General features: G+C 59.3%; 22 protein-coding genes. 9 read left to right on the forward strand and 13 right to left on the reverse strand.

Annotated elements, in window-relative coordinates; all coding sequences use genetic code 11:
- Nucleotides 1-2 precede the first annotated feature (2 nt).
- The 5 genes from ACZCED_RS13270 (at nucleotide 3) to ACZCED_RS13290 (ending at nucleotide 5,777) form a co-directional block, all read left to right on the forward strand.
- Entirely contained in the window at nucleotides 3-428 is a 426-nt protein-coding gene (locus tag ACZCED_RS13270; protein WP_464860982.1) for a hydrogenase iron-sulfur subunit, read from the forward strand.
- On the forward strand, nucleotides 429-1,385 hold the full coding sequence (locus tag ACZCED_RS13275) for an NADH-quinone oxidoreductase subunit B family protein (protein WP_464860983.1): 957 nt from the start codon (nucleotides 429-431) through the stop codon (nucleotides 1,383-1,385).
- Entirely contained in the window at nucleotides 1,382-2,767 is a 1,386-nt protein-coding gene (locus ACZCED_RS13280; RefSeq protein ID WP_464860984.1) for a Ni/Fe hydrogenase subunit alpha, read from the forward strand. The genes ACZCED_RS13275 and ACZCED_RS13280 overlap by 4 nt, the downstream gene beginning before the upstream one ends.
- Nucleotides 2,768-2,873: 106 nt before the next feature.
- Nucleotides 2,874-3,101: a sulfurtransferase TusA family protein gene (locus tag ACZCED_RS13285; protein WP_462968862.1), complete on the forward strand. Its 228-nt coding sequence runs from the start codon at nucleotides 2,874-2,876 to the stop codon at nucleotides 3,099-3,101.
- A 111-nt stretch (nucleotides 3,102-3,212) separates the two neighbouring features.
- Nucleotides 3,213-5,777, forward strand: a complete 2,565-nt coding sequence (locus ACZCED_RS13290) for a PAS domain-containing hybrid sensor histidine kinase/response regulator (RefSeq protein ID WP_464860985.1) — start codon at nucleotides 3,213-3,215, stop codon at nucleotides 5,775-5,777.
- 251 nt (nucleotides 5,778-6,028) lie between these two features.
- Here the strand turns inward: ACZCED_RS13290 and ACZCED_RS13295 are convergent, their stop codons facing one another.
- Nucleotides 6,029-6,304, reverse strand: coding sequence for a hypothetical protein (locus tag ACZCED_RS13295; RefSeq protein WP_462968860.1), 276 nt, complete (start codon nucleotides 6,302-6,304; stop codon nucleotides 6,029-6,031).
- A 464-nt stretch (nucleotides 6,305-6,768) separates the two neighbouring features.
- On the opposite strand from ACZCED_RS13295, the gene ACZCED_RS13300 reads away from it, so the two are divergent.
- Nucleotides 6,769-7,188, forward strand: a complete 420-nt coding sequence (locus ACZCED_RS13300) for a cyclic nucleotide-binding domain-containing protein (protein WP_462968859.1) — start codon at nucleotides 6,769-6,771, stop codon at nucleotides 7,186-7,188.
- A gap of 220 nt (nucleotides 7,189-7,408) precedes the next feature.
- Here ACZCED_RS13300 and ACZCED_RS13305 read toward each other — a convergent pair whose 3' ends face one another.
- Nucleotides 7,409-9,727 (reverse strand): hypothetical protein, encoded by a 2,319-nt coding sequence (locus ACZCED_RS13305; protein ID WP_464860986.1) that lies wholly within the window; start codon nucleotides 9,725-9,727, stop codon nucleotides 7,409-7,411.
- Between the two features lie 547 nt (nucleotides 9,728-10,274).
- Between ACZCED_RS13305 and ACZCED_RS13310 the strand changes: the two genes are divergently transcribed.
- Complete coding sequence (locus ACZCED_RS13310; protein ID WP_462968857.1) at nucleotides 10,275-11,609, forward strand: dihydroorotase; 1,335 nt, start codon at nucleotides 10,275-10,277, stop codon at nucleotides 11,607-11,609.
- Nucleotides 11,610-11,774: 165 nt separating this feature from the next.
- Here ACZCED_RS13310 and ACZCED_RS13315 read toward each other — a convergent pair whose 3' ends face one another.
- The 11 genes from ACZCED_RS13315 to ACZCED_RS13365 all read right to left on the reverse strand — a co-directional run bounded on the left by ACZCED_RS13315 (nucleotide 11,775) and on the right by ACZCED_RS13365 (nucleotide 22,862).
- Nucleotides 11,775-12,353, reverse strand: a complete 579-nt coding sequence (locus ACZCED_RS13315; RefSeq protein WP_462968856.1) for a manganese efflux pump MntP — start codon at nucleotides 12,351-12,353, stop codon at nucleotides 11,775-11,777.
- A 172-nt stretch (nucleotides 12,354-12,525) separates the two neighbouring features.
- Complete coding sequence (locus tag ACZCED_RS13320; protein ID WP_462968855.1) at nucleotides 12,526-12,849, reverse strand: DUF6955 family protein; 324 nt, start codon at nucleotides 12,847-12,849, stop codon at nucleotides 12,526-12,528.
- A 116-nt stretch (nucleotides 12,850-12,965) separates the two neighbouring features.
- Nucleotides 12,966-13,793, reverse strand: coding sequence for a prephenate dehydratase (pheA, locus tag ACZCED_RS13325; RefSeq protein ID WP_462968854.1), 828 nt, complete (start codon nucleotides 13,791-13,793; stop codon nucleotides 12,966-12,968).
- The gene (locus tag ACZCED_RS13330) at nucleotides 13,790-14,521 is read right to left on the reverse strand and encodes a prephenate dehydrogenase/arogenate dehydrogenase family protein (RefSeq protein ID WP_462968853.1); all 732 of its coding nucleotides are present in this window, start codon (nucleotides 14,519-14,521) and stop codon (nucleotides 13,790-13,792) included. Before ACZCED_RS13330 ends, pheA (ACZCED_RS13325) begins: the two co-directional genes overlap by 4 nt.
- Nucleotides 14,518-15,648 (reverse strand): pyridoxal phosphate-dependent aminotransferase, encoded by a 1,131-nt coding sequence (locus ACZCED_RS13335; RefSeq protein ID WP_464860987.1) that lies wholly within the window; start codon nucleotides 15,646-15,648, stop codon nucleotides 14,518-14,520. Before ACZCED_RS13335 ends, ACZCED_RS13330 begins: the two co-directional genes overlap by 4 nt.
- 177 nt (nucleotides 15,649-15,825) lie before the next feature.
- Nucleotides 15,826-16,905, reverse strand: coding sequence for a chorismate synthase (aroC, locus tag ACZCED_RS13340; RefSeq protein WP_464860988.1), 1,080 nt, complete (start codon nucleotides 16,903-16,905; stop codon nucleotides 15,826-15,828).
- A 64-nt stretch (nucleotides 16,906-16,969) separates the two neighbouring features.
- On the reverse strand, nucleotides 16,970-17,536 hold the full coding sequence (aroL, locus tag ACZCED_RS13345) for a shikimate kinase AroL (RefSeq protein ID WP_462968850.1): 567 nt from the start codon (nucleotides 17,534-17,536) through the stop codon (nucleotides 16,970-16,972).
- Complete coding sequence (gene aroA, locus ACZCED_RS13350; protein ID WP_462968849.1) at nucleotides 17,530-18,792, reverse strand: 3-phosphoshikimate 1-carboxyvinyltransferase; 1,263 nt, start codon at nucleotides 18,790-18,792, stop codon at nucleotides 17,530-17,532. The genes aroL and aroA overlap by 7 nt, the downstream gene beginning before the upstream one ends.
- A complete protein-coding gene (locus ACZCED_RS13355; protein WP_462968848.1) occupies nucleotides 18,785-19,654 on the reverse strand; it encodes a shikimate dehydrogenase in 870 nt (289 codons plus the stop codon). Before ACZCED_RS13355 ends, aroA begins: the two co-directional genes overlap by 8 nt.
- Nucleotides 19,655-19,657: 3 nt before the next feature.
- Nucleotides 19,658-20,770 (reverse strand): prephenate dehydratase, encoded by a 1,113-nt coding sequence (pheA, locus tag ACZCED_RS13360; RefSeq protein ID WP_462968847.1) that lies wholly within the window; start codon nucleotides 20,768-20,770, stop codon nucleotides 19,658-19,660.
- Nucleotides 20,771-21,335: 565 nt separating this feature from the next.
- Nucleotides 21,336-22,862 (reverse strand): MDR family MFS transporter, encoded by a 1,527-nt coding sequence (locus tag ACZCED_RS13365; protein WP_464860989.1) that lies wholly within the window; start codon nucleotides 22,860-22,862, stop codon nucleotides 21,336-21,338.
- Nucleotides 22,863-23,071: 209 nt separating this feature from the next.
- Between ACZCED_RS13365 and ACZCED_RS13370 the strand changes: the two genes are divergently transcribed.
- Both ACZCED_RS13370 and ACZCED_RS13375 read left to right on the forward strand, forming a co-directional pair.
- Entirely contained in the window at nucleotides 23,072-23,623 is a 552-nt protein-coding gene (locus tag ACZCED_RS13370; protein WP_462968845.1) for a hypothetical protein, read from the forward strand.
- Between the two features lie 70 nt (nucleotides 23,624-23,693).
- Entirely contained in the window at nucleotides 23,694-24,467 is a 774-nt protein-coding gene (locus ACZCED_RS13375; RefSeq protein WP_462968844.1) for a carbon-nitrogen hydrolase family protein, read from the forward strand.
- Nucleotides 24,468-24,478 lie beyond the last annotated feature (11 nt).

A 24,478-nucleotide genomic window follows, 5' to 3' on the forward strand; every position in this document is an offset into this window, starting at 1 on the left:
CCATGACCGTCTTTGAGCCCAGAATCATTGCCATGCTATGCAACTGGTGCGCCTATGACGGTGCCGACGCGGCCGGCAGGGCCCGACTGGATCTCCCGGCGCAGGTTCGGGAAGTCCGCGTCATGTGCAGCGGCCAGGTGGATCCCGACATGATTCTCAAAGCCTTCGCAGCGGGTGCGGACGGCGTCATGGTGCTGGGCTGCAAACCGGGGGACTGCCACTATAAGGAAGGAAACCTTCACGCCCTGAAACGCATCGTTTTGCTCCGCTCGGTACTCAAACCCACGCCAGTCCATCCGCATCGCCTGCAGTTGGACTGGGTTTCCGCCGGGCAGGGGCACCATTATGCCCAGGTGGTGAATGACATGGTTGAAACGATCAGGTCCCTGGGGCCCCTAGCCGTCGGTGTTTCCCGGGAGGAACGGTAAATGGCGGATAGACCGAAAATCGCCCTGTATTGGTGTGCGGGCTGCGGTGGCTGCGAAGAGTCGGTCATCGACCTGGCCGAAGACCTGCTGAATGTTGCCGAAAAAGCGGAGATCGTCTTCTGGCCCGTTGCCCTGGATGCCCGTTATCGCGACGTGGCAGCCATGAATGACGCTGAAATTGATGCGACGTTCATCAACGGCGCCATCCGCCTGGACGACCATGTTCGCATGGTGCGCCTGCTGCGCAAAAAATCCAAGCACATCATCGCCCACGGAAGCTGTGCCCACATGGGTGGGGTGATCGGCCTGGCCAACCTGTTCACTCCCCGGCAGCTGCTGGACTGTGCCTACCGGCAGGTGCCCAGCATGGCGGATCCCTCGGGGCCGCTTCCCGGTGAGGGTGAGAATGGACCCCTGATGCCCGAACTGCTGCCAGCGGTGAAGTCCCTCGATCAGGTAGTCAAGGTGGACGCGATCATCCCTGGATGTCCGCCCCCTCCCGACACCATGGCACGGGTGATCGATGATGTCATCCATGGGCGGCTGCCGGCAGAGAAAACCGTCTTTGCCCATCGCAAGGCCCTTTGCCATCAGTGCCCACGGCTGGATTCCAGACCGGAAAAAATCGAGATCACCCGCTTCAAGCGGCTTCACGAGACCCGTTGGGATCCGAATGTCTGTTTTTTGCCCCAGGGGCTGATCTGTCTGGGACCGGTGACGCGGGGCGGTTGCGATGCCAGATGCATCGACGCCAACATGCCTTGCCGGGGGTGCTTCGGCCCCACGGAGCGGGTGGATGACTTCGGCGCCGGTGCAATTGCCTGTATTGCCGCCATGATGGCGGAAACGGAAGAACCGGCGCTGACGCAACTGGTTGACAGCATCGCCGACCCCGCCGGCCTGTTTTACCGCTATTGTCTGGCCACATCGATCCTCGGCACGGGGCATACCCCATGACCCGACGCATCCTCATCGATCCGGTAACCCGCCTGGAGGGCCATGGCCGCATCGACATTCGCCTGGATGATGCCGGCAATGTGGAACGTGCTTTTTTCCAGGTGCCGGATTTCAAGGGGTTTGAGAAGTTCTGCGAGGGGCGCGCCGCAGAAGAAATGCCAACCCTGACACAAAAGATCTGCGGGGTATGCCCCACGGCTCACCACATCGCCTCCACCAAGGCGCTGGATGATCTGTTCGGCGTGTCACCCCCGCCCGCGGCCCTGACGATCCGTGAACTTATGCAGACGGCATTTGTCTATGAAGACCACCTGCTTCACCTTTTCTATCTCGGCGGACCCGATATCCTGGTGGACGGTGACGTGCACAGCAACACGCACAATGTGTTCGGTGCCCTTCAGGCGGTCGGAGAGGTGGCAGGCACGCGTGCCATCCAGATCCGCAAAAAAGTCCGTGCCTTGAATGGCATGGTAAGCGGCAGCCCCCTTTATCCGGTCTGCGGGCTTCCCGGCGGGGTGTCAAAGCCGGTCGCTGAAAAGGCCCGAAAGACCATCGCGAAGACCGCCGCCGAAGCGCTGGTTTTTGCGCGTCAGGTGTTGGCGCTGTTCCATCAAAAGGTACTGAAACACAAAAGCTTCAGAGACATGTCCCGAAGCGGAATCTATTCCCTGCAGACTTACTACATGGGCCTTGTGGACGAGGACTGCCGGGTGAATTTTTATGATGGAAAGCTCCGGATCGTTACCCCGCAGGGTGGCACCTTCGCCCACTTTTCCGCCGATGCCTATTTGAACCACCTGCAGGAGCGAACAGCCACCCGGAGCTTTATGAAAATTCTCTATCTCAAAGCGGTGGGTTGGAAGGGTTATGTGGATGGCGTGGAAAACGGATTGTATCGGGTGGGCCCGCTGGCACGACTCAATGCCGCCATGGGCATGGCGACACCGTTGGCCCAGCGCGAATACGAACGGTTGTACGATGCCGTCGGCCAAAAACCAGCCCACAATACCATGCTCTACCACTGGGCACGCTTGATTGAGGTGCTGTACGCCGCCGAACGGATGGTGGAACTGGCCCGGTGCCGCGAACTCACCGACCCCCACGTGAGGAAACTGCCCGAACGGCAACCCTCACAGGGTATTGGAGTGTGCGAGGCCCCCCGGGGAACCCTGATTCACCATTATCAGACCGATGCCCGAGCCATCGTAAAGCGGCTCAACCTGCTGGTGGCCACCCAGAATAATGCGGGCGCCATTTGCCTTTCCGTGGAAAAAGCAGCCCGGGCACTTATCAAAAACGGTCATGTAACCGATAATCTTTTGCACCAGGTGGAGATGGCCTACCGGGCCTACGATCCCTGCCTGGCCTGTGCCACCCATTGATTCCTCTGGGGAACCTGGGAATGGACCAAATGGATGTGGTGCATCATTGAGCTTCGGGTTGATGGGCCATCATTCCATCGCTCAGAACGAAAAAGGAGAGTTGCGTATGGCTGTGGAAATTTTGGATATGGTGGGTATGAAATGCCCGCAACCGGTGCTGAAAATTGCCGTCAAAGCGCCTGAAATGAATCCCGGCGACATTCTTGAAGTGGTTGGGGACTGCCCGACGTTTGAGCGGGACGTGCGGGTGTGGTGTCAGCGGCTGAAGAAAACCTTCCTCTCCATCTTGGATGAGGGAGCCGGCAGGAAGCGAATCCAGATCCTCTTCGAATGAACGGCAACAGGAGGCTTCCACGGCTACGGCATTCACGAGAGCAAACCGCCTTCACCCCTGCCGGGTAATCGCTACCGCCCTTCGCCACCGCGACAAACGAGAACATGAACCATGAGCGACAAAATCAAATGCAACGATTTTTTTGACTGTACGAAAGAAGATTGCCCGGCGTATGGTTCGGAAAATACGAGCTGCTGGCTGATTGACGACACCCGTTGCCGGGATGCCGGACAGGATAATTTTCTGGCCAAAGTTCAACTGTGCCTCAAGTGCCCGGTATTCAAGAAAAACATGGACAAGGACGCCATGGAAGCCTCCTGCGCCATGCTGGCCCGCCAGTTCACCGAAGCACGAAATGCGCTTCAGGAAAGAGACCGGGAACTGGAGTCCATCAGCATGGAGATGGCCATCGGCCTCTCCGAAGTCTTCGAAGCCCTGAAAATGATCTCCGCCGGTGATCCCCAGGTTCGGCTCAATGAAAGTTCCAGCCTCGAACTGATTGTCAAACTCAAGCAGATGGTCAACCGGACCGCCGAGAACATGGGCGAAATGGTCGACATGACCCATGAGTTCGCCATGGGACTGGCCGAACATTTCGATGTCCTGCACCGGGTTGGCACCGGAGACCTGGATGCCCGGGTCCAGGGAGAATCGGAGATCGAGCTTCTGGAGTCTTTCAAGACCGTCACCAACCGGATGATCGTCAGCGTAAAGGACGAGATCGAGCATCGACAGCAGGTATCACGGGATCTGCAGGTAAGCGAAGAACGCTTTCGCACCTTTGCGGAAAATGCCCCTATCGGCATTACCATCATGAAGCCCGATCTGACTTTCGCCTTCATCAACCGAACCTTCACGGAAATGTTCGGCTACACCCTCGCGGATATTCCGGACAAACCGACCTGGTTTAAAAAAGCCTACCCGGACATGGCTTATCGGGAGAAGGCGATTGCCAGATGGGAAACCTACCGGGGGGAAACCGCCAGGATCGGCGAAGTCCAGCCGTTCACGCTGGAGGTCCGATGCAAAAACGGGCTGAAAAAGATCATCAGCTTTCGTACGGTCGTCATGGGCAACGGCAGGCATTTCGTAACCTATACGGACATTACGCGACAGGCGCGGGCGCAGGAAATCCTCAAGGAATCGGAAGAAAAGTATCGCATGCTCATCGACAACATTCAGGACGGCGTGATCCTCATCGAGAAAAACCGATTCCTGTTTGTCAATGAGGCCATGGCGCGCATAACCGGCTATACCGTCGAAGAGTTGATCGGCATGGATTTCAGCAGGGTCATTGCCCCGGAAGATGTTCAAATGGTTGTCGGCCGCTATCGCCGGCGACAGGCGGGCGAAAACGTAAAACGGAATTATGAATGTCGCCTGCTGCACAAAGATGGGCAGACCCGCTTAACCGCCAGCATCCACGTGGGCATCATCAACTACCAGAACCGGGTGGTGACCATCGGCACTGTCAAAAACATTACAGACCGAAAAATGGCCGAGCAGGAGCGGCGCAAAATGGCCGAGAAGCTGCAGCGGTCTAAAAAGATGGAAGCCATCGGCGCCCTGGCCGGCGGGGTCGCCCATGACCTGAACAACATCCTGTCCGGCATCGTGAGTTACCCGGAACTGCTGCTAATGGACCTGCCTGACGACAGCCCGCTGAAAGGACCCATTTTAACGATCCAGAAATCCGGCGAACGGGCGGCAGCCATCGTTCAGGATTTGTTGACCCTGGCGCGACGCGGCGTCGCCACCATGGTGCCTGTCGATTTCAACCGAACCGTAACCGAATATCTGGAAAGCCCCGAATTCGCCAAACTCGTATCCTTTCATCCCCGGGTAACCGTTGAAACCCGACTTTCCGACGACCTGCTCAATGTCTCCGGATCTCCGGTCCACCTGTCCAAAACGGTCATGAACCTGGTTTCCAACGCCGCTGAATCCATGCCGGAAGGCGGAAAGATAATCATCTCTACAGAAAACCGGTATGTCGATCGGTTCCTAAAAGGATATGATGAAGTCATTGAAGGAGAGTACACCACCCTGACGGTATCGGACACCGGCGTAGGAATTTCACCCAAAGACATTGAACAGATCTTCGAGCCCTTTTATACCAAAAAAGTCATGGGCAGGAGCGGCACCGGGCTGGGAATGGCCGTGGTGTGGGGTACGGTAAAGGACCACAAAGGCTACATCGATTTGAGGAGCGCCGAAGGGGAAGGAACCACGGTAACGCTTTACTTCCCGGTTACCCGAGACCATTTGCCTGAGCAAACGGACAAATCTTCTGTCGACACCCTCATGGGCAACGGCCAACGCATTCTGGTGGTGGACGATATGCCGGAACAACGAAAGATTGTGTCTGCCATTCTGAACCGACTGGGGTATACCGTTGTCACTGTTTCCGGCGGGGAGGCCGCCGTGGACTATCTCAGGAGCCACTCGGTGGATCTCATGGTCCTTGACATGATCATGGATCCGGGCATTGATGGCCTGGAAACCTATCGTCGGGTAGCTGCATTCAATCCCGGGCAGAAGGCAGTAATTGCCAGTGGCTTTTCGGAAACCGAACGGGTCAAATCCTTGCAGCGGCTGGGCGTCAACGAATACCTGAAAAAACCCTACACCCTTGAAAAAATCGGTTTGGCGATAAAAAGAACCCTCGCCGGCTGAGAGCATATGCCACCGAAATTGGCGCTGACGCTTTTTTTCAATACCGTCTTTACGATGCCGAATCGTCCAGCCATGACCCGATTTGGCAATCCCTTCAATGGTGTCGCCTGGCTTCAGGCGGCAAGCCATTAATGCCTGCCGGTTGAAGGAGGGCGGCCGCCCGCGCTTTCCAGCTTGAATGGCCCTGCCATGTCTTTTCGCCTGCCCAGCCGATAGGCATCCACCAGGCCGAACAGCCAGCATCCCAGCAGTCACATCAGTAAAAGATTGATCATCATACTGCCGGAAGCAGTGCCGCTGCGGACGACAATGTCTGAAACTGCTTCCATGTCGATGGCTCCGCCTTCGACGACGATCCGGTCAAGGATTTGCAGCGCCTGGTTTACCGCGTAAATCATAAAAAGGGCCATCAGGACCAAAGTCACCACCACCACGGCGATACCACGCTTGTAGTGTTTTAACATGATCTGGCCCAGGCCTGGAAAAACCAGTCCGGACAGCAGGGCAGCCTTCAGCGCATGGCTCATAAGGATTCTCGCCTTAGGGTCTATGTTGCAAGTCCCGAGATTTCACTTTTAAAAGGTAACCGGAAGTTATCCCCGCATCAATGGCTGGTTTGCATGCGCCTTTTCAGTTGACTTGACACCTGCTGATGGGCTATTTTTAATTTACTGATAAAATAAGATGTTGCAGCAACGTACGCGGTCCGTTCACGCCATCGCACAACCTCGATCCAGCCAAGCGTCCCATCTCTTTTTCCTGTGACATCGCGCTTTTCGTAAAACCCGTTTGGTTGACATCATAATCTGTTTTCATTCGACTGATTCAATGCTCCTCCGAAATGCCCATGTGTTGGCGCCGGCACCTTTTTCAGGTTAACGATCACGCATCGGCGGGCGGGTCCGGCAGTTCAGGAGCGTTCACCCCCGTCATGGATCCATGGTGTCTCCTGGATCCATGATAACACCCCTAACGGAAAGGAGGCCCACCCATGTATCTTAAACAAGGAGATCTTTTCTGGGGCATGGACCCGGACTTCGTCAAGGAGGCGATGCAGACCACCATCAAAGAGAACCTGGAAGAGGGGGCGGTGGTGTTCAGGGAAGGAGACCCGGCCGAATCCTTTTACATCCTGATCAAAGGCCGCATCAAGCTTACGCTGGGGGAGAAATCACGTGAAGTATACGTGGCCTATCAGCCGGGAGAGATCATCGGGTGGTCCAGCCTTATCGGTCGCGACACCCTCTCCGCCACCGCCCGCTGCCTGGAGCCCACCATCCTAAGTAAAATCGACAGGCAGCGATTTCTCGACATTCTCGGGAAATACCCGACCGAAGGGGCCACCCTCTTTCAGCGCCTGGCCAGCATGCTGGGCAACCGGCTGGTGACCCTCTATCCCAGTATTGCCTGATTTTCGCTGAACAGGCGACGGCCCGATGGGATCGCCGGCACGGATTTCGGGCGCCAGCCGGTTGGCTCGATTGACCCCCGGCGCCAGGGATGGGTTTCACGCCACCTGAAATAATGCCGGGAAGGGACATGCAGGCCCCATGAACCATCAATGCGCATGGCGAGCCGATTGACAGCGTGGCTGAGGCGCCAGCCGGCGTCTGGCAACCGCCATATCGAGATTAAACCAGGTGTTTGGTGGCCTTGTAGATCGCAGGGCTGGTACAGACCTCGTAGTATTTGCGGTGGGTCACCTTCAGCGGGCTGAGGTCCTTGGGGTTGACCGCGGGCACGTCGGCTTCGCGCAATACCAGGCGTTGGTATCGGCCGGACTTGGTGGGAAACTTGCCCGTGTAAAGACGGACCTTTTCGAGCTGAAGGGCGGGAATGTCTCCGTAAAACGGCTTCAGGTCGATCTCCTGAGCCAGTTTGCGGAAGCCGGCCTCGTTCAATTCAATGCCGTTGACGTTGTATCGCAGCAAGAGATCGTCGGCTGTCTTTTGCATTTCCGAATCCGAAGTCCCCTGAAAGACAAAGAGGTTGAAGGGGCTGCTGGTTTTACGGATGATCCGCCGCACGGATTTATGACACCCGGAAAGGCGGTCGGCCAGGTTGATGGCCGGGGATATCATGATGCGGTTGTCGCCGTCGAAAAGAAAGGTGGGCGCCTCTGCCCGGTGGCAGATGCCGATGCCCAGCTCCAGGATCGGCAGCTGGTATTCCTGGCTCTTCTTGTTGTAGCGGTTGATAATCATCAGCACGTTGATGGCCATGCCGCAGGACCGGGCCACGCTGTACCAGCCGCTGGGCGTATCCTCCCGCTCGAAAATGGAGAGGATGATGGCATCGCCTTCGATGAACACCTTGTGGGCGTCGTATTCCGAAAGGATCTCGGATATGGGATCAAAGAAGTTGAGACTGAAGTAGGAGGCCGGATTGAGCCCACGTTCGTTCATCTGGTGGGTGATATCCGTTGATCCGCGCATATCGGCCTTGATGATGGTGTGGTTCATGATGGGCTTCTCGCCCATTTCCTGCTCATGGGGCAACAGGAATTCATACAGGGTGTGGTTGGCCTTGGAGAGCGCCAGGATTTTCTTGTCGGTGACCAGATTGATCCGCTCGGCCGCTTCACGGTAAATTGTGAAGCAGCAAAAATCGCGATGATAGCGCGAGAAGGCCCGGAGGAATCGGACCAGGTAGTCCTTTTTCCGGCGGCTGCCCATCCGCTCCATCTGGACCACCTTGCGGTTGAGGGGCCAAGTGCGGAACGTCTTGCCGTAGAGCTGTTTCAGGCGCTTGAGCCGGCTTCTCACCAGCTTTCGACTCTTGGGGTGGATCAGGTACTGCAGCACCTGCTGAGGAACAAGGGGGGGGCAATAGTCGCGATAAAGGGACTGCATTTCATATGACGCCGAAATCCGCTCCATGAGGCCGGTTCGTGAAAACTGCCGGAAAAAATAACCCATCAACAATCGCTGGTTTTTCATCCGCAACCGGTGGGCGCGGCGGGTCTCCTTGTCCGCCTTGGCCCGTTTCAAGGCCCGGTATTGTTTTTTGGCCAGCTTTCGATTCAGCAGCAGGTCGATATTTTCCGGGCACTTGATCCATTGATCCAGACGCTGCAGCTGAAATTGCTTGGCTTCATCGCTACCCGATAATTCAGCTGCGGATATCTCCCGGCGCCGCCGGTCCAGTGTCCAACTGATGGCAGCGGTTTCCTCCATGTCAAGGAAACCGAAGATGCTGCGCATCAGGCTGAGCATCATTTCATAGCGGTCCGGATCGTCGACCCGACGCCCCAGGCAGAGGTCATACTCTTCGATCATGAAGTGGTCGTTGGATGGGTTGTCCATGTGAACGATAGGGTTGGTGAGCAGATCGAACAGAAATGGCAGGTCCTGGCCGAATACCGCTTCGCGCATTTCCCGAATGTCGGTTTCCCGGATCTCCCTGAAATACCCGCAAAGCTCCAGCCCCACCTTCTGCTGCACCGCTTCTCGGCTTTGCAGGACATGGGCCAGGTTCTCCTTTAGCGTGAGCGCCTTATTCTGATCGTCGTGCTGGGCCAGGTCCGACCGGCGGATAGCGCTTTTACAATGACCGATCAAGATATCGTACTGCTTGCGGATTTCGTCGTGGACCATGGAAAGAATGGCGATCTGGGCCAGAAAATCAACCTGCATCTCTTTAGCGGCCCTGGCTTTGTTGACCGCATCGGTCATGATCTGGCCGTAGAGTTGACGGTAGCCCTCCTGCTCTCTGGCGAGTGCACTGAGCCGCTTTCTTTCAGAAGTGGTCCATATGCCGGTTTCACGCTCGATGAGAAGGGCGGCCAGCTTGGCCGTGGCGCTGCAGAACGCAGGACTCAAGCGCACATCGCAGCGGATGTTGTCCACTCCCAGGACCAGGCGCTCCAGCGAAAAGTCGGTGGAGTAGGACTCCATTGGAAAATCCTTGAGCCCGGGCAGTCTGGGTTGGAATTTTAAAAAATCGAGCATCCCTGCGCGTTCCGTCCGCTGTTTGAAAATAGAAAAGGCCTGATCAACCCTTTGTTACCTTTACCATTTGGCTCTTGTGGTGTCCATATAATTAACCCGCACCCGCGGCCGCATGGATTGTGCGGCATTGGGAACAAAGGGTTGGCGCGGGTCGTGCGCCCTCCGACCGGGCGGGGTCGCCGCATACATCCCTGCCGCCGGCACGGTCAGGTCTGGACAAGCGGGCGGCCACCGGCTAAAGTGGCTGCTGATTACCCGATCAAGATTGGCGTTCGATCTCGCTGCAACGCCGGGTTATCGGCCGCAGGCACAAAGGGCTATGCCGATGATGTGAGAAGAGGATTGAAGCCTCACCCCTGGCGAACCGCAAGAGATGTTCTGCCTGCAAAGGAACCGTGTCACGCAGCACCGGTTGGCTGAACAATCGATTCTCCGTTTTGTCGCTGTGGCGGTTCAACAGTGAGGTCGAGCCAAAAGACCGTTTTCGAAACCGTTTCCAGCAACCCGCCACAACCGAGACCCTTGCCCATCGTGAAAGGGAGCATCCATGGCATCCATTCTTATCACCAATGCATTGACGGTAAATGAGGGCCGGTCGATCCATCAGGATCTGCTGGTTCGTAACGGCCGCATCGAGGCTATCGGCGGAAATCTGGCCGGCAGGGACGCAGGCATGGTCATCGACGCCGACGGCCGGGCGCTGTTTCCGGGGATGATCGACGACCAGGTTCATTTCCGTGAACCGGGCCTGACCCACAAGGGAGACATCCGCTCGGAATCCCGCGCGGCGGTGGCCGGCGGCATCACCAGCTATATGGAGATGCCCAATACATCACCGCCCACCACCACCATCGCCCTGTTGGAGGAGAAGCATCGCCTTGCCCGGGACACCTCTTTTGCCAACTACAGCTTCTACCTGGGAGGCGCCAATGACAACATCGAGGCCGTCAAAACGCTCGACCCGAAACAGGCCTGCGGGGTGAAGGTGTTCATGGGCGCCTCAACCGGCAACATGCTGGTGGACGACCCCGTTGCACTGGAACAGATCTTTACCCACAGCCCGACCATCGTGGCCACCCACTGTGAGGACAGCCCCACTATCGACGAGAACACCCGTCGGTTTCAGGCCATCCACGGTGACGACATTCCCATCGCCCTTCACCCGGCCATCCGCAGCGAAGCGGCCTGCTACCGTTCCACGGCCCTGGCCGTGGAACTGGCCCGGCGGTGCAACACCCGGCTGCACGTTCTGCACCTGAGCACGGCCAAGGAGCTGGCGCTTCTCTCTTCGATGCCGTTGGAAGCCAAACGGATTACCGCCGAGGTCTGTGTCCATCACCTGCTCTTTTCCGGAACCGACTACAGAGACAAAGGCAACCTGATCAAGTGCAACCCGGCCATCAAAACGGAGGCCGACCGCCGGGAACTGCTGGCGGCCCTGCAGGCGGGGACAATCGACGTGGTGGGAACGGACCACGCGCCCCACACCCTTGCGGAAAAGCAGCGCTCGTACATGCAGGCGCCATCGGGCCTGCCACTGGTTCAGCATGCCCTGGTCAGCCTGCTGGAGCACGTTCATGACCGGGCGCTTTCCCTGGAGCAGGTGGCGGAAAAGACCGCCCATAACCCGGCGCGCCTGTTCGGGGTAAAAGAGCGGGGGTATCTTCGGGAGGGTTACTGGGCGGATCTGGTGCTGGTCGATTTGCAACGACCCTCCGTCGTGGACGACCAGCCGGTGCACTACCACTGCGGGTGGACACCCTTTGCCGGACGCACCTTCCGGTCGAGCGTCGCGGCCACCCTGGTTTCCGGGCACCTCGCCTTTATCGACGGCAAGATCGACCCGAGTCCCGCTGGCAGGCGGCTTGAATTCGACCGCTGAGCCCCATGGACAATCAGCCATACATGAATGAAAAGATATCGTAACGTGTCGGCGACCACGGCGCGAGGATGCGGCTACCGGGGCTGAACCTGTCGACGTTGCGGCGGTGCGCCGCCATGCGGATGGATCAGGTGTGACGCAGCTATCGTTGCCTCGACGGCATGTTCAGCGAAAAAGCGCCGCCAGCGCCCCATGCTCACTGAGAATATTCACGCCGATCGCCAGCAGGACGATCCCCCCCGTCATTTCCGCCCAGCGGCTCAACTGCGCCATGTTGCCGATCATTTTTCCCAGGTGCATGCCGACCGTGGTAAAAACACCGGCCACCAGCCCGATAATCAGCGCTGGCGTCCAGATGGAGACGTTGATCATGGAAAGGCTCAGGCCCACGGCGAGGGCGTCGATACTGGTGGCCACGGAAAGCATCACCATCGTCATCCCTTTGGTGGGGTCCTTGGCGTCTGCCTCCACCGATTCTCCCTTGAATGCGGATCGAAGCATTCCCTGGGCCACGAAAGCGAGCAGCGCGAAGGCGACCCAGTGGTCGTATGCCTCGATGCGGCTTCTGACCGTAAACCCGGCACTCCAGCCGATGACGGGCATCATGGCCTGAAAAAGACCGAAGTGCCATGCCAACCGAAAGGTCTGGCGGGCGCTGACGGTCCGGAGGGAGACCCCCGAGGCGATGGAGACGGCAAAGGCATCCATGGCCAGGGCCACGGCAAGGGCCAGTGTGTTGATCATTTCCAATGATCGATTTCCTGCTGCCGGCGGTTGAATCGCCGATGCCTTCCACCGGCCGGGAATAATAAAAAAGGGCCCGGCAGGTGCGACCAGGGCCCCAAGCAAGTGAAACCGGTCCGGATGGCAAGGGTTGCGCGGCGGAAAACCGAACCGGTTTGCAGATTAAAGAGAGCTACCGCTGGGCAGAACGGGGTGCCTTGCCTGCCAGCGGGTTGTAGAGCTTCATGATGGCGAACTTCATGACATCCAGCGTTTTCGTCTCGGCGATGATCCCCATCAGCTTGTCTTCCGCCTCGGCGGGAAGCGTGCAGGCCTTGGAGTCGTCACAGGTCAGTCCGGAAAAGCCCTTACCGAGCTTTTTGTACTCTTTGGCAGTCATTCCAACCTGAATCGCCTCTTTTCCACCGATGTTGACGATCTCGTCTGCCAGGCCGGCACCGTTAATCGTGGACTTTTTCGCCTCATCCAGAATCACGTTAATGTAATAGTCAGCCATCTCGCCGTTTCTCCTTATTGAAAAAGAATAGTGGTATTGAAAAAGACTTCCCCAGTGGGGCCTTTTACAAAATATCATAAAACCGGTCAAGAAGGGATTGAAGGTTCAACGCCGTATCACCAGCACTTTTCCGCTTTAGGGTAACTGCCCAGCAACTTGACGAAAAGGGCGTGCAGGGTCAGTTCGCCGATGGCCGATTTGACCTCGTCCGAGTCGATGCCCGCTTCGAATGCCGCATAGAAGACATACTCCCAGGGATTTTCAGGGATGGGCCGCGATTCCAACTTGGTGAGGTTCAGGTTGTATTTTTGAAAAATTTTCAGACAGTCCACCAGGGCGCCTGGATAGTGGCGGGTTTTGAATGCCACGGTGGTTTTGCCCGTCTTGTGGTCTTCCGGCACGTTCTCCTTTTTGGCAATCACGAAGAACCGGGTGGTGTTGGAGCTGTTGGTTTGGATGTCCCGCTCCAGGATCTCCATGTCGTAGATCTCGGCGCACAGCGCAGAGGCGATCGCGGCACAGTCCATACGATCGCCGGATGCCACGGCATGGGCGGCGCCGGCGGTGTCGTAAGAAGGCACCATTTTTATGTTTTTCGACTTCAGGTACGCCTTGCACTGCTTGAGCGCGTGCGGGTGGGAGAACGCCTCCTTGATCTCCTCCAGTCGGGCGCCTTTTTTGGCCAGCAGGGTGTGGCGGATAGGCAGATACACCTCGGCGATAACGAAGATGTCATTGGCAAACAGGAGATCGTAGTTCTCCACCACGGTGCCGGCGATGGTATTCTCCACGGGAATGAAGCCGTAGGTCACCTCTCCGCTTTCCACCAGATTGAACACATCGTCGAAGGCATCGCAGCCGACCGTCTCCACCGCTTTTCCAAAATGTTCGTGAACGGCCATCTCGCTGTAGGCGCCCCGGATTCCCTGAAATGCAACTTTCATTGGCTGAGCCTTTCGTGTATGTCGGTCATGGCGTCGATAAACGCCTGGCGTTTTTGTTTGGCATAGGGGTTGTAGGTGTGCATGTCCTCGAAAAGCTGCCAGGTGTCGTGGCTGACCACCCCTAAAATGTGCATGAGCCGCTTGTACCCCTCGGTGTCGATGTCCAGATCCCGGGCGCCGAAGGCCGACAGGGACCGGCCGATGAAATGGGTCAGGGAGAGGCTCACGGCAATCTTCTCGTCGTGCTCCTGGGCTGTCGCCGTGATGACCACCAGCCCCTGGCTCTCCAGCCAGGCCCTGATTTTCTCATATCGATCACTGTCGATGCGATCCGGGCAAAGGACGATTTTGCGGCCGACCAGTGAGTTGGCCGCACTGTCCGGGCCAAACATGGGATGGGTGGGCAGGATGGACACGCTTGCGGGAAGCAGCTCGTGCATCCATTGCACCGGGTAGACCTTCACCGAGCACACATCCACCACCACAGCGTCCTCTCTGAGCAGCGGTGCCACTTTCCGCAGGGTGTCCCGCATGGCGGAAATGGGCATGCACAGGATCACGATCCGTTGACGGCAGGCCGATGCAAAGGATACCGGCCGGGCGCCGCAGGCCTTGATGGCCACATCCTTGTCGCTGCGGGTAAATACGGCCACGGAGAATTCCTTGGACAGGTAACGGGCGGTGAGCTTGCCGAAGCGACCGAACCCGATGATACCGATGCTGCTCATAACACCTCGCGAATTCGTTTGAATGCGTCCATCAACTGATCGTCAGGGGCGGCAAAACAGATGCGCACGTGACCGTTCGTGCCGAAATCCTCGCCGGGCACGATGGCGACGCCGGTCTTTTCCAGGATCCGGGCGGCGAAATCCCCCGATGTCTCCCCCCGGTGAAGCTGGCCGGATATGTCCGGAAACAGGTAAAAGGCACCCTGCGGGCGGATGCAGGGAAACATGGCGGACACCTGCTCGAAGGCCAGGTCCCGCTTGCGCTGCAGGTCCGCCCGGCGCCGGACCAGCAGTTCGTCATCCATTGCCAGGGCAGCCACGGCACCGTGCTGGGCAAAGGTGCAGACATTGCCGGTCAGATGGCTCTGGAGCCGCACCATGGCCGCCGCCACGTCTGCCGGGGCAACGGCATAGCCTACGCGAAACCCGGTCATGGCATAGTGCTTGGAAAAACTGCGCGTGAGAATGAGCCTCTGCCGCACCGCTTCCAGTTGGTATAAAGAAAAATGCGACAGGTCGTCGTATACGAAAAAATCGTAGGCTTCGTCGGCAATCACGACCAGGTCATGGTCGACGGCCAGGCGGGCGACCCGCTCCAGGGTCTCCCGGGGATAGACGGCACCGGTGGGGTTGTTGGGAGAGTTGATCAATATGGCTTTCGTTTTTGCGGTAACGGCGGCCGCCAAGCCCGCCAAGTCCAACTGGTGGTCAATGGTGGGGACGAAAACCGGATCGGCGCCGGCCAGCTTCACCTGCTCGGCAAAACTCACCCAGCAGGGCACGGGAATGATCACCTGGTCCCCGGGATCGCAGATGCACTGAAAGATGGTGTACAGCGCTTGTTTGGATCCGTTGAAAACCACGATGTTTTCCGGTTCGCAGCCCTCGAAGCGGCCGGCCAGGGCAGCCCTTAAAGCCATCAACCCGGCCATGTCGCCGTAGCGGGTCTCCTGGCGGTCCAGGGCCCGCTTGGTGGCCTCGACCACCGGCACCGGCGTATCGTCGGTCGGTTCGCCGATGGCCAGGCTGATCACCGGCCGCCCCTGCCGCTTCAGGGCATCCAGCAACGGAATGAACCGGGCCGTCTTGGAGCCCTCGACCGTTTGAATTCGTTTGGACAGTTTCAATCTTTATTTCCTCATTTCCTTAATCGCCTATTGTCCGTCCACAACGGGTAGATTTCGGTTCAGGCCAAGGTCGCAGCGATGTTGAAACCGCAGGCGTAGCAGCGCTACGTCGAGGATTTCAACAGAGCGAGAACGCTGGACTAGGCCGAAAGATGCCCGTTGTGGACGGACAATTGCCTAAGCTCGCATTTTTTGGCGCAGCGCAAAATCCCCCAGCACCAGCGCAGCCATGGCTTCCACGATGGGCACGGCCCGCGGGACCACGCACGGGTCGTGGCGGCCCTTGGCCTCCAGGGTCACCGGGTTGCCGTCAAAATCCACCGTTTGCTGAGCAAGGCCGATGGTGGCAGGCGGCTTGAACGCCACCCGGAAAAAAATCGGCTCCCCGTTGGCGATGCCGCCCTGAATGCCCCCGCTGTTGTTGGTGGTCGTTCCCAGGCGCCCGTCGCCAGCCACGAAGGGGTCGTTGTGAACCGATCCTTTGAGCCGGGTGCCGGCAAAGCCCGAGCCGACCTCAAACCCCTTGGTGGCGGGAATGGAGAGCATGGCCTGGGCCAGTTTGGCCTCCATCTTGTCGAAAACCGGCTCGCCCCAGCCGGCAGGCACATGGCGGCAGACGCAGGTGACGATACCACCGACACTGTCCTTGTCTTCCTTGACCCGGGCCACCAGGGCCTCCATCCGGGCGGCGGCAGCGGCGTCGGGGCATCGCACCAGGTTGCCGTCAACGGCCTGCCGGGTGATGGTCTGCAGGTCCACGTCCGTTGCCGAGATGTCGCTGACGGCGCTGACCCAGGCGACAATTTCAACCCCATAGACATCCTTGAGCATCTTTTCGGCCACCGCGCCGGCCGCCACCCGGCCGATGGTCTCCCGGGCACTGGACCGTCCCCCGCCGGAGGAGGCGCGCACGCCGTATTTCATCTGGTACGTGAAGTCCGCGTGGGAAGGCCGGGGGATCCGGCTCATCTGGCGGTAGTCGCCGGGCCGCTGATCCTTGTTGGGCACAAACAGGCCGATGGGCGTACCCAGGGTGACACCGTTTTCCACACCGGAAAAAATGGTTACCCGGTCCGCCTCCTGACGGTCGGTGGTGAGCTTGCTCTGGCCCGGCCGGCGCCGGTCCAGCTGCGGCTGGATGTCCGACTCGCAAAGCTGCATGCCCGGCGGGCATCCATCCACAACAGCGCCCACCCCCTTGCAGTGGGATTCGCCGAAAGTGGAGACTTGTAAAAGGGTTCCAAACGTACTGGACATGGTTCCTATTCCTGTTCATGCGGTTGACTTCATCCCAAGCTGAAACCTGCACCGCAACCATCGGTCATCGGGCCGCGGACGGGTTCCCCCCGATCTCCTTACCTATTCCCAGTGCCGCCACAATTCGTTCACAGATCGCGGCAACCGTTCTCCGGTCCGTGGCGACCACCCGATCAGCCGCCGTTTCATAGAGCGGCGTTCTCTCCGCCAGCACCGACGCGATCTCGGCATCCAGGCCCTCACGGGTCAGCGACGGCCGGCTGGCGGCAGTGGCCGGATCGTCGAGCATACGGGTCAGGATCGTCTTCTCGCTGGCCGTGAGCCAGACGACCCTTCCGGATTGCTTCATGGTGCTGATATTGCGCTCATCGAGAACGATGCCCCCACCGGTGGCCACCACCTGGCGGTCACCGGTTGACACGGCGACCAACGCCTGTCGTTCCTGTTCACGGAAAAACGGCCAGCCGTGGTCCGCCACCATCCGGGCAATGCTGACGCCGGCCGTATCGACAACCATCCGGTCGGTATCCATGAAACGCCAGCCCAGCCGCTGAGCCAGGCGTTCTCCCACGCTCGTCTTGCCCGTGCAGCGATATCCGATGAGAAACAGATTCGTGGTGGCCGTCAGCATGCGTAAAGCGTCTCCCACACCTCCCAGAAGTTGGGGAAGGACTTCTCCACGCAGTGAGGCTCCAGAATGTGCACCCCGGGAGTCACCAGCCCGGCCATGGCAAAGCTCATGGCGATGCGGTGGTCATCGTACGTTTCGATCGTTGCGCCGCGGGGCGCGCCTCCCGTCACCAGCAGCCGGTCATTTTCGGCAACGGCGGCAATGCCCATCTTCTTCAGTTCGGTGCAGGTGGAAGCCAGACGGTCGCTCTCCTTGGCCTTGAGGTGAGAGACATTTTCAATCACGGTCGTGCCCTCGGCAAATGCCGCCACCACCGCCAGGGTCGGCACCATGTCGGGCATGTCGGCCATATCCACCGTAACGGCCCGAAGCTTGCCGCCGGTCACCGTAATCCCCTCTGACCCGCGGTCCGTCCGGCACCCCATCTGCTCAAAGACCCGGACCAGTCCCACATCCCCCTGGCTGGAATCGAGGGACATCCCGCTGACGGTGACGCTGCCACCGGTAATGGCGGCCGCTCCCCAAAAGTATCCCGCCTGGGAAGCATCCGGCTCCACCGTGTAGTCGCCTGCCCGATAGACCTGGCCGCCATTGACCTCAAACCGGGTGTATCCGTCGCGATCGACCCTGATGCCGAACCGTCTCAATATTTCCACGGTCATGTCCACATAAGGCCGGGACACCGGTCCGTGAGAGACTGTGATGGACACGCCCTTCGGGGTGCACGGCGCCATGAGCAGCAGGGATGAGAGAAACTGGCTGCTCACGCTGCAATCGATGGCCACCGCCCCCCCGGCAGCCTGACCGCCCGGTATCTCTATCGGCGGGCAGCCGTCGCCGTTCACCGACCGCGCATCGATGCCCAGCTGGTTCAACGCCGCCAACAGGTGGGCAATCGGCCGATGGTGCATGCGCGGGGTACCCGTTAAGGTATAGGTTCCCTCTCCCAGGGCCGCCACGCCGGCCAGCAGTCGCATGGAGGTGCCGGAATTGGCCAGGTAAAGTGCCTCGCGGCAAGGCTTGAACCGGCCGTTCAATCCGCGGATGGCCAGGGTCGGCTCATGGTCGGCGACCACCGCCCCCATCTTTTCCAACGCGGCCAGGGTCAGCCCGGTGTCCTGGCTGCGCAGCGCGTTGCGGATCGTGCAGGGACCGTCTGAAAGGGCTGCTGCGATGAGTGTCCGGTGAGTGTAGCTCTTGGATCCCGGTACACTGACCTGGCCGTGGCCGAGGCGATGAGGCTTGATTTCAATCATGACGTTCGTTTTCCTTGTACACCTGCTTTTTTCCCAGGACATCGAGAACCGTTTGTTTCATCAGCTGGACGGGCGCCTTTTTGCCGGTCCAGCGCTCGAACTGGAAGGCGCCCTGGTGGACGAACATGGCGACGCCGTTCACCACCGTGCAGCCGGCCTGCCTCGCCGCGCCCAGCAACCGGGTTTCCAGCGGATTATAGACAATGTCCATCACGGTCATGCCGGGCCTGAGACAGGCATGGCCAACGGGCATCTGATCCGTGTGGGGGGCCATGCCCACGGAGGTGGTGTTGATCAGGATGTCGCAGCCGACACCCGAAAAATCGGCAAGCGGAAAGAAGTCACATTCCAGCTGGCTGGCCAGGCGGCGCCCCCTGTCCTGGCTGCGGTTGACGATGGTCAGTTGTCCGCCGTGTTCGGCAATCCCATGGGCCAGGGCTCTGGCGGCACCGCCGGCACCGATTACGGCCACCCGCCTTCGGATGACCGGGGTTTTCTCCAGCAGGGCGGCCATGGCACCCGGAGCGTCCGAATTGAAACCGTAAAGCCGTCCCGCGTCATTGACGATGGTGTTCACCGCACCGATTTTGCGGGCCATGGGATCCACATGGTCCAGGTGATCCATGACCTCAACCTTGAAGGGGATAGTCACGCTGCAGCCGCGGACGCCCAGCGCCCGGATCCCGGCGACGGCTCCGGGCAGATCCGTAACGTTCAGGGCCACATAGACCCCGTTGTGACCTGTCTGACGAAAGGCCGCATTGTGCATGACCGGGCTGAGGCTGTGGCCCACCGGGTTCCCCAGGACCGCGTACAGCCGGGTGTCCGCATCGATACACAACATACCGGCATCCGGAACCATGGCCTACACTCCCACACCGACCATGGGATAGGATCCCAGGTTCTTCAGATAAAGCGCGTGGGGCTGAATCAAGGCGATGGCCTGCTGGATGCTGCCGTCTTCGAGGTGCCCTTCCAGGTCGACAAAAAAGAAATGGCTCCAGCTCTCGTGTCGCGTGGGGCGGGACTCGATCTTGACCAGATTGATGCCGGCTTCGGTAATGGGCGCCAACGCACCGGCCAGGGCACCCGGAACATGGGCCAGGGCGAACATCAGTGAGGTTTTGTCCTTGCCCGACGGCCGGACCTTCTCCTTGCCGATAACGAGGAACCGCGTGGGTGGTCGGGAAAAATCCTCGATCTTGGAGGCCGCCGCTTCCAGGCCGAAGATCGCCGCCGCACCGCCGCCGGCAATGGCCGCCACCCCCTTTTCCGCCGCCGCCCGTCCCACGGCGAAGGCGCTGGAACTGCACTCTTTCAATTCCGCTCCGGGAAGGTACTGGTTGAGCCAAATGCGGCATTGGTTCAGCGCCTGGGAGTGTGCGTAGACGGCCTTGATGGCGCCCAGGCTGATCTCCTGGGCCAGCAGATCATAGGAGACCTGTTGGTAACGCTCGGCGCAGATACACAACTCTGATTCGAAAAAAAGATCCAGGGTGTGGCGCACCGATCCCTCCACGGAATTTTCCACCGGCACCACCCCGTAGTCACAGGCGCCTTTCTCCACCTCGCTGAAAATCTCCCGGATGCTGGGCTGGGGAACATAAGTGACCGAGAAGCCGAAGTGGCTGGTGGCCGCCAGGTGGGTGAAGGTGGCCTCGGGACCGAGGTAGGCCACGCGTTGGGAAGCCTGGATGGCGCGCGCGGCCGCAATGATGTCGATGAATATGTGGTGCAGGACATTGGGGTTCAGCGGCCCCTTGTTCAGGGCGGTCAGGCGTCTGAGGATCTCGCTTTCCCGGGTGCTGTCCACCACCCGGTTGCCGCTGTCCTTTTTCAGATCCCCGATCCGCTTGGCCAGGTTCAGCCGACGGTTGATCAACTCCAGGATGGTATCGTCGATACTGTCGATCTGCTGGCGGATGTCGCAGATGTCGGTGGCCATTGTACAGGCCGGTGTGTTCTGACTCTTTTCCATGGTGCGTGCGGTCTCTTTCTTGGCTGCAAGTCTTGCCCATAAACAAAGGGCCGCGGAGAGCATCTCCACGGCCCGGATAAAAAAAAGCCGTGGGTTTTTCGGTCTGCCCACGGCTTGGTTTGTCTGTTTGGATGTTCAGGACACTCAGCGCGCAGCGGGCAGACCCTTGCTAAAAAAATAATAAAAGTAAAAAAATCTGCCGGTGTAAAAGCGGAGCATCGGGTCGATCCCTTTCAAGCGCAAAAGATGAAGAAAAATACAAGCTTGCCTTTCCCCTGTCAAGCTTTTTCCGGGAAAAAGCATCGCGTCTCGACATGACCATCGGCGGATGATCAGCGCCGCCGGGCAATTATGGCAAGCCGGCATGTCCGCTACGGGATTATCTTTATGGTCGTTTAATCGAGCCGCTTGCCGCCGCGTCCCGGGACAACGCGCACCTCGTGAGTGCCGGCGCTCGCCGATCATCAACCGCAGGCACGGCGCGCTGATCGCATTCGATGCGCATAACAAAGCCATTTTCAAAGAAACGGTTTCACCGCATTCGATGAGATGCTTTGCCGTCGGGTTATTTTTCTTCTTCAGCAGTTTTTTGCGGCAGGAACAGGCCGAAAAGCAGACAAATCAATGCGGTGACCAACGCCAGCCAGAAAACGTCGATGACGCAGTTGCCGATGGCCTGGTGCAATGCCTTTCGGACCTCCGGCAGCAGTTGCTGCTGGACATCCGGGCGGAAGAAGTTCTCAAAGTTCTGACGGATCTGGTCCATTACCGCAGGACTTATTTTACCCGTCAACGCCGATTGGTTGAGCGTGCCTGCGACCTGGGCGAATCGGGCGGTGACCAGGCTGCCGCAGATGCCGATGCCCACGGTCCCCCCGAGGGTGCGGGTAAACTGGTGGGATGACGTGGCTACGCCCAGATCTTTCTTTTCGACGCTGTTCTGGACGACCAGCAGGGTGGCAATGGACGTGAACCCCATGCCCACACCGGCCAGGCCCATGGCCGCGGCGCAGGTCCACAGGCTGGTGGCCGCGGAGAAACGCACGGCCATCATACAGCCGGCGACCAGGATGAGTCCCCCGGCCAGAGCAAAGGGTTTTTCGCCCCAGCGGTTGGATTGCCTCCCGCAATACAGGGCCCCGGCCGACCATCCGAAGCTGAGAAACATCATGACAATGCCCAGCTGGAGGGGCGACTGGCCCAGGGCGCCCTGGATGAACAGCGGGCTGAAGGCGGAAAGTGAAAAAATCGACACGCTGCTGAAAAAGACCAGACCGTTGCCGGTGGAAAACCCCCTCAAACGGAAGAAATCGAAGCAGAGGATCGGCTCGCTGCTGCGTTTTTCAGCCGCGTAAAAACCCATGGCAGACAGGCAAAACAGGGCAAGCAGCCCCATGATCGGCAGCGATGTCCACCCGTATTCCCGTCCACCCAGCAAAAAGGCGGTAAGAAAAGAGAGGATCGCCGCGACCAGGGTGATGATGCCGGCATAGTCGATTTCGATGACCTCGTGCTTGTCCCGGGTTTCCGACAGGAAGAACCAGATGCCCACCAGCGAAAGCAGGCCGATGGGCACGTTGATGTAAAAAATCCATCGCCAGGAGACCCAGCTGACGATAAAGCCGCCCAGGGATGGCCCCAGCACGCTGGCCAGCCCCCAGACGAAACTGGCGTAGGACATCATCCGGCCGCGGTTTTCCGGCTCGGAAATGTCCGCCAGAACGATGTACACCAGGGCGAAGTTGCCGCCGGCCCCGATGCCCTGAATGGCCCGAAACACCGTCAGCGCCATCATGCTCCGGGCCATGCCTGCCAGCACGGACCCAAGCAGAAAAATAAGGATGGAAATCAGGTAAAGGGTACGATTGGGAAACAGGTCGGCCAGTTTGCCGAACACCGGCAGGGCGACGGCCCGGCTGAGCAGGTAGGTCGAAAAAACCCAGCTGTAGAGGTGCAGGCCTCCCAGGTCGGCCACGATGGTGGGCATGACCGCGCTCATGATCAGCGTGTCCAAGGCCGCCAGGAACAGGGCCAGCAGGGTGGCCAGAATCAGCAGCAGGCGGCGATTGGGAGAAAGATGGTCAGGGGGCATCGGGTCTTTTTTGCCAATTAGCAAGGATTGGTTCGGAATCGATTGACGATACCCCGACAGGGAGGCCAATTCAAGGGTCTTTCATTCGCGGCCCGTGCGTGCGGTGGACAAAAACGGATCATATCTGTTAGGATTGGACCGGTTGCATGCGCTTTTTTAAGGAATAGGCCCATTCATCGATCAGGGCCACCGATACCCGGGTTGGAACCATGACCGTGCCGCTCGCCGAGCCCGTTTTTGCCAGGGTCTGCTCCTGGCTCGCCCACAGCGCCGGTTACCTGTCCGCGGGGATACTGCTGCACGCCATCACCGTCACCGAACTGTTTACGATCACCGCCATCGCCACCTGTATCGGCGACCATCCGCTGGCGTACCCGGCCCTCGTATCGCTGGGCCTGTTTCCCCTGTTCACCCAGTTGGATGCCCGGTCCCGATTCCAGGAATACAAGCGGGTCAGGGATCAGCTGGCCCGCCATGGACCGGACAGAAGGATTTTCAGGTCAGTCGCCGGCTCGCGTTGCCAGCGTGATGCCGCCCTGGCCGCCGCCCGGAAGGTGGGTTATGCGTCGCACTGCAGGGACTGCTTCAGCGCTGCCGGTTACCGCTGGTATCACCTGCTGCCAGACTTCTCGAGGAGGCCGCCCCGTTTTCTCTTCTCTGCCGTATTCTGGCGCACGACCTTCTTCATGCCGGCCTACCAGTCCGGAGATCGGCCGTTTCCCGAATGCAAATGCCTCAGGGTTCTTGACCCGGTGCGATGATGCTGTAAATTAGGTTTGCCATGGCAACCAGCGACCGATGCGTTTCACCCCCACAGGAAGGACAGGCCCGTTGAAGGTCACCGTCTGCGAACTGCCCAATGACCCGGTCGCGCTCACCAGGCAATGGAAGCGGCTCACCGACCACACGCGCACGGTCGGGAGCGATCTGGTGCTGCTGCCTGAAATGCCTTTTCACCCCTGGCTGGCCGCCGCGGAACTGGCGGATCCCGAACAGTGGCATCAGGCGGTGGCGGCCCACCAGCGCTGGATTCAGCGCCTGCCCGAACTGGGCGCCGGCCTGGTCATGGGCACCCGGCCGATGGTCATAAGCGGATCGCCGTGCAATCAGGGGTTTGCCTGGACGCCGGACGGGGCGGCCGTTCCCACCCACACCAAATATTACCTGCCCGACGAAGCCGGTTACTGGGAGGCCTCGTGGTACCAGCGGGGAGAAGGCGCCTTTGAAACGATAGACTGCGGTGGGGCGGTCTACGGATTTCTCATCTGCACCGAAATATGGTTCTCCCGGCATGCCCGCGACTATGGCCGGCACGGTGCCCACATCATCGTCTGCCCGCGGGTGACACCGGCCTCGTCCACCGACAAGTGGATCGCAGGCGGCCGGACCGCCGCCGTGGTTTCGGGGGCATACTGCCTGTCGTCCAACCTTGTCGGCCCCAACATTCCCGGGTCGGATTTTGGCGGCACAGGCTGGGTCATCGAACCCGAAGCCGGAGACGTGCTGGGCACCACATCTGCCAGCGAGCCGTTTCTGACCATGGATATCGATATCGGCCGGGCGGAAGCGGCCAAAGCCACATACCCGCGCTATGTTGCCGATTGACTGGATACGTG

Source organism: Desulfosarcina sp. (genome assembly GCF_055467485.1).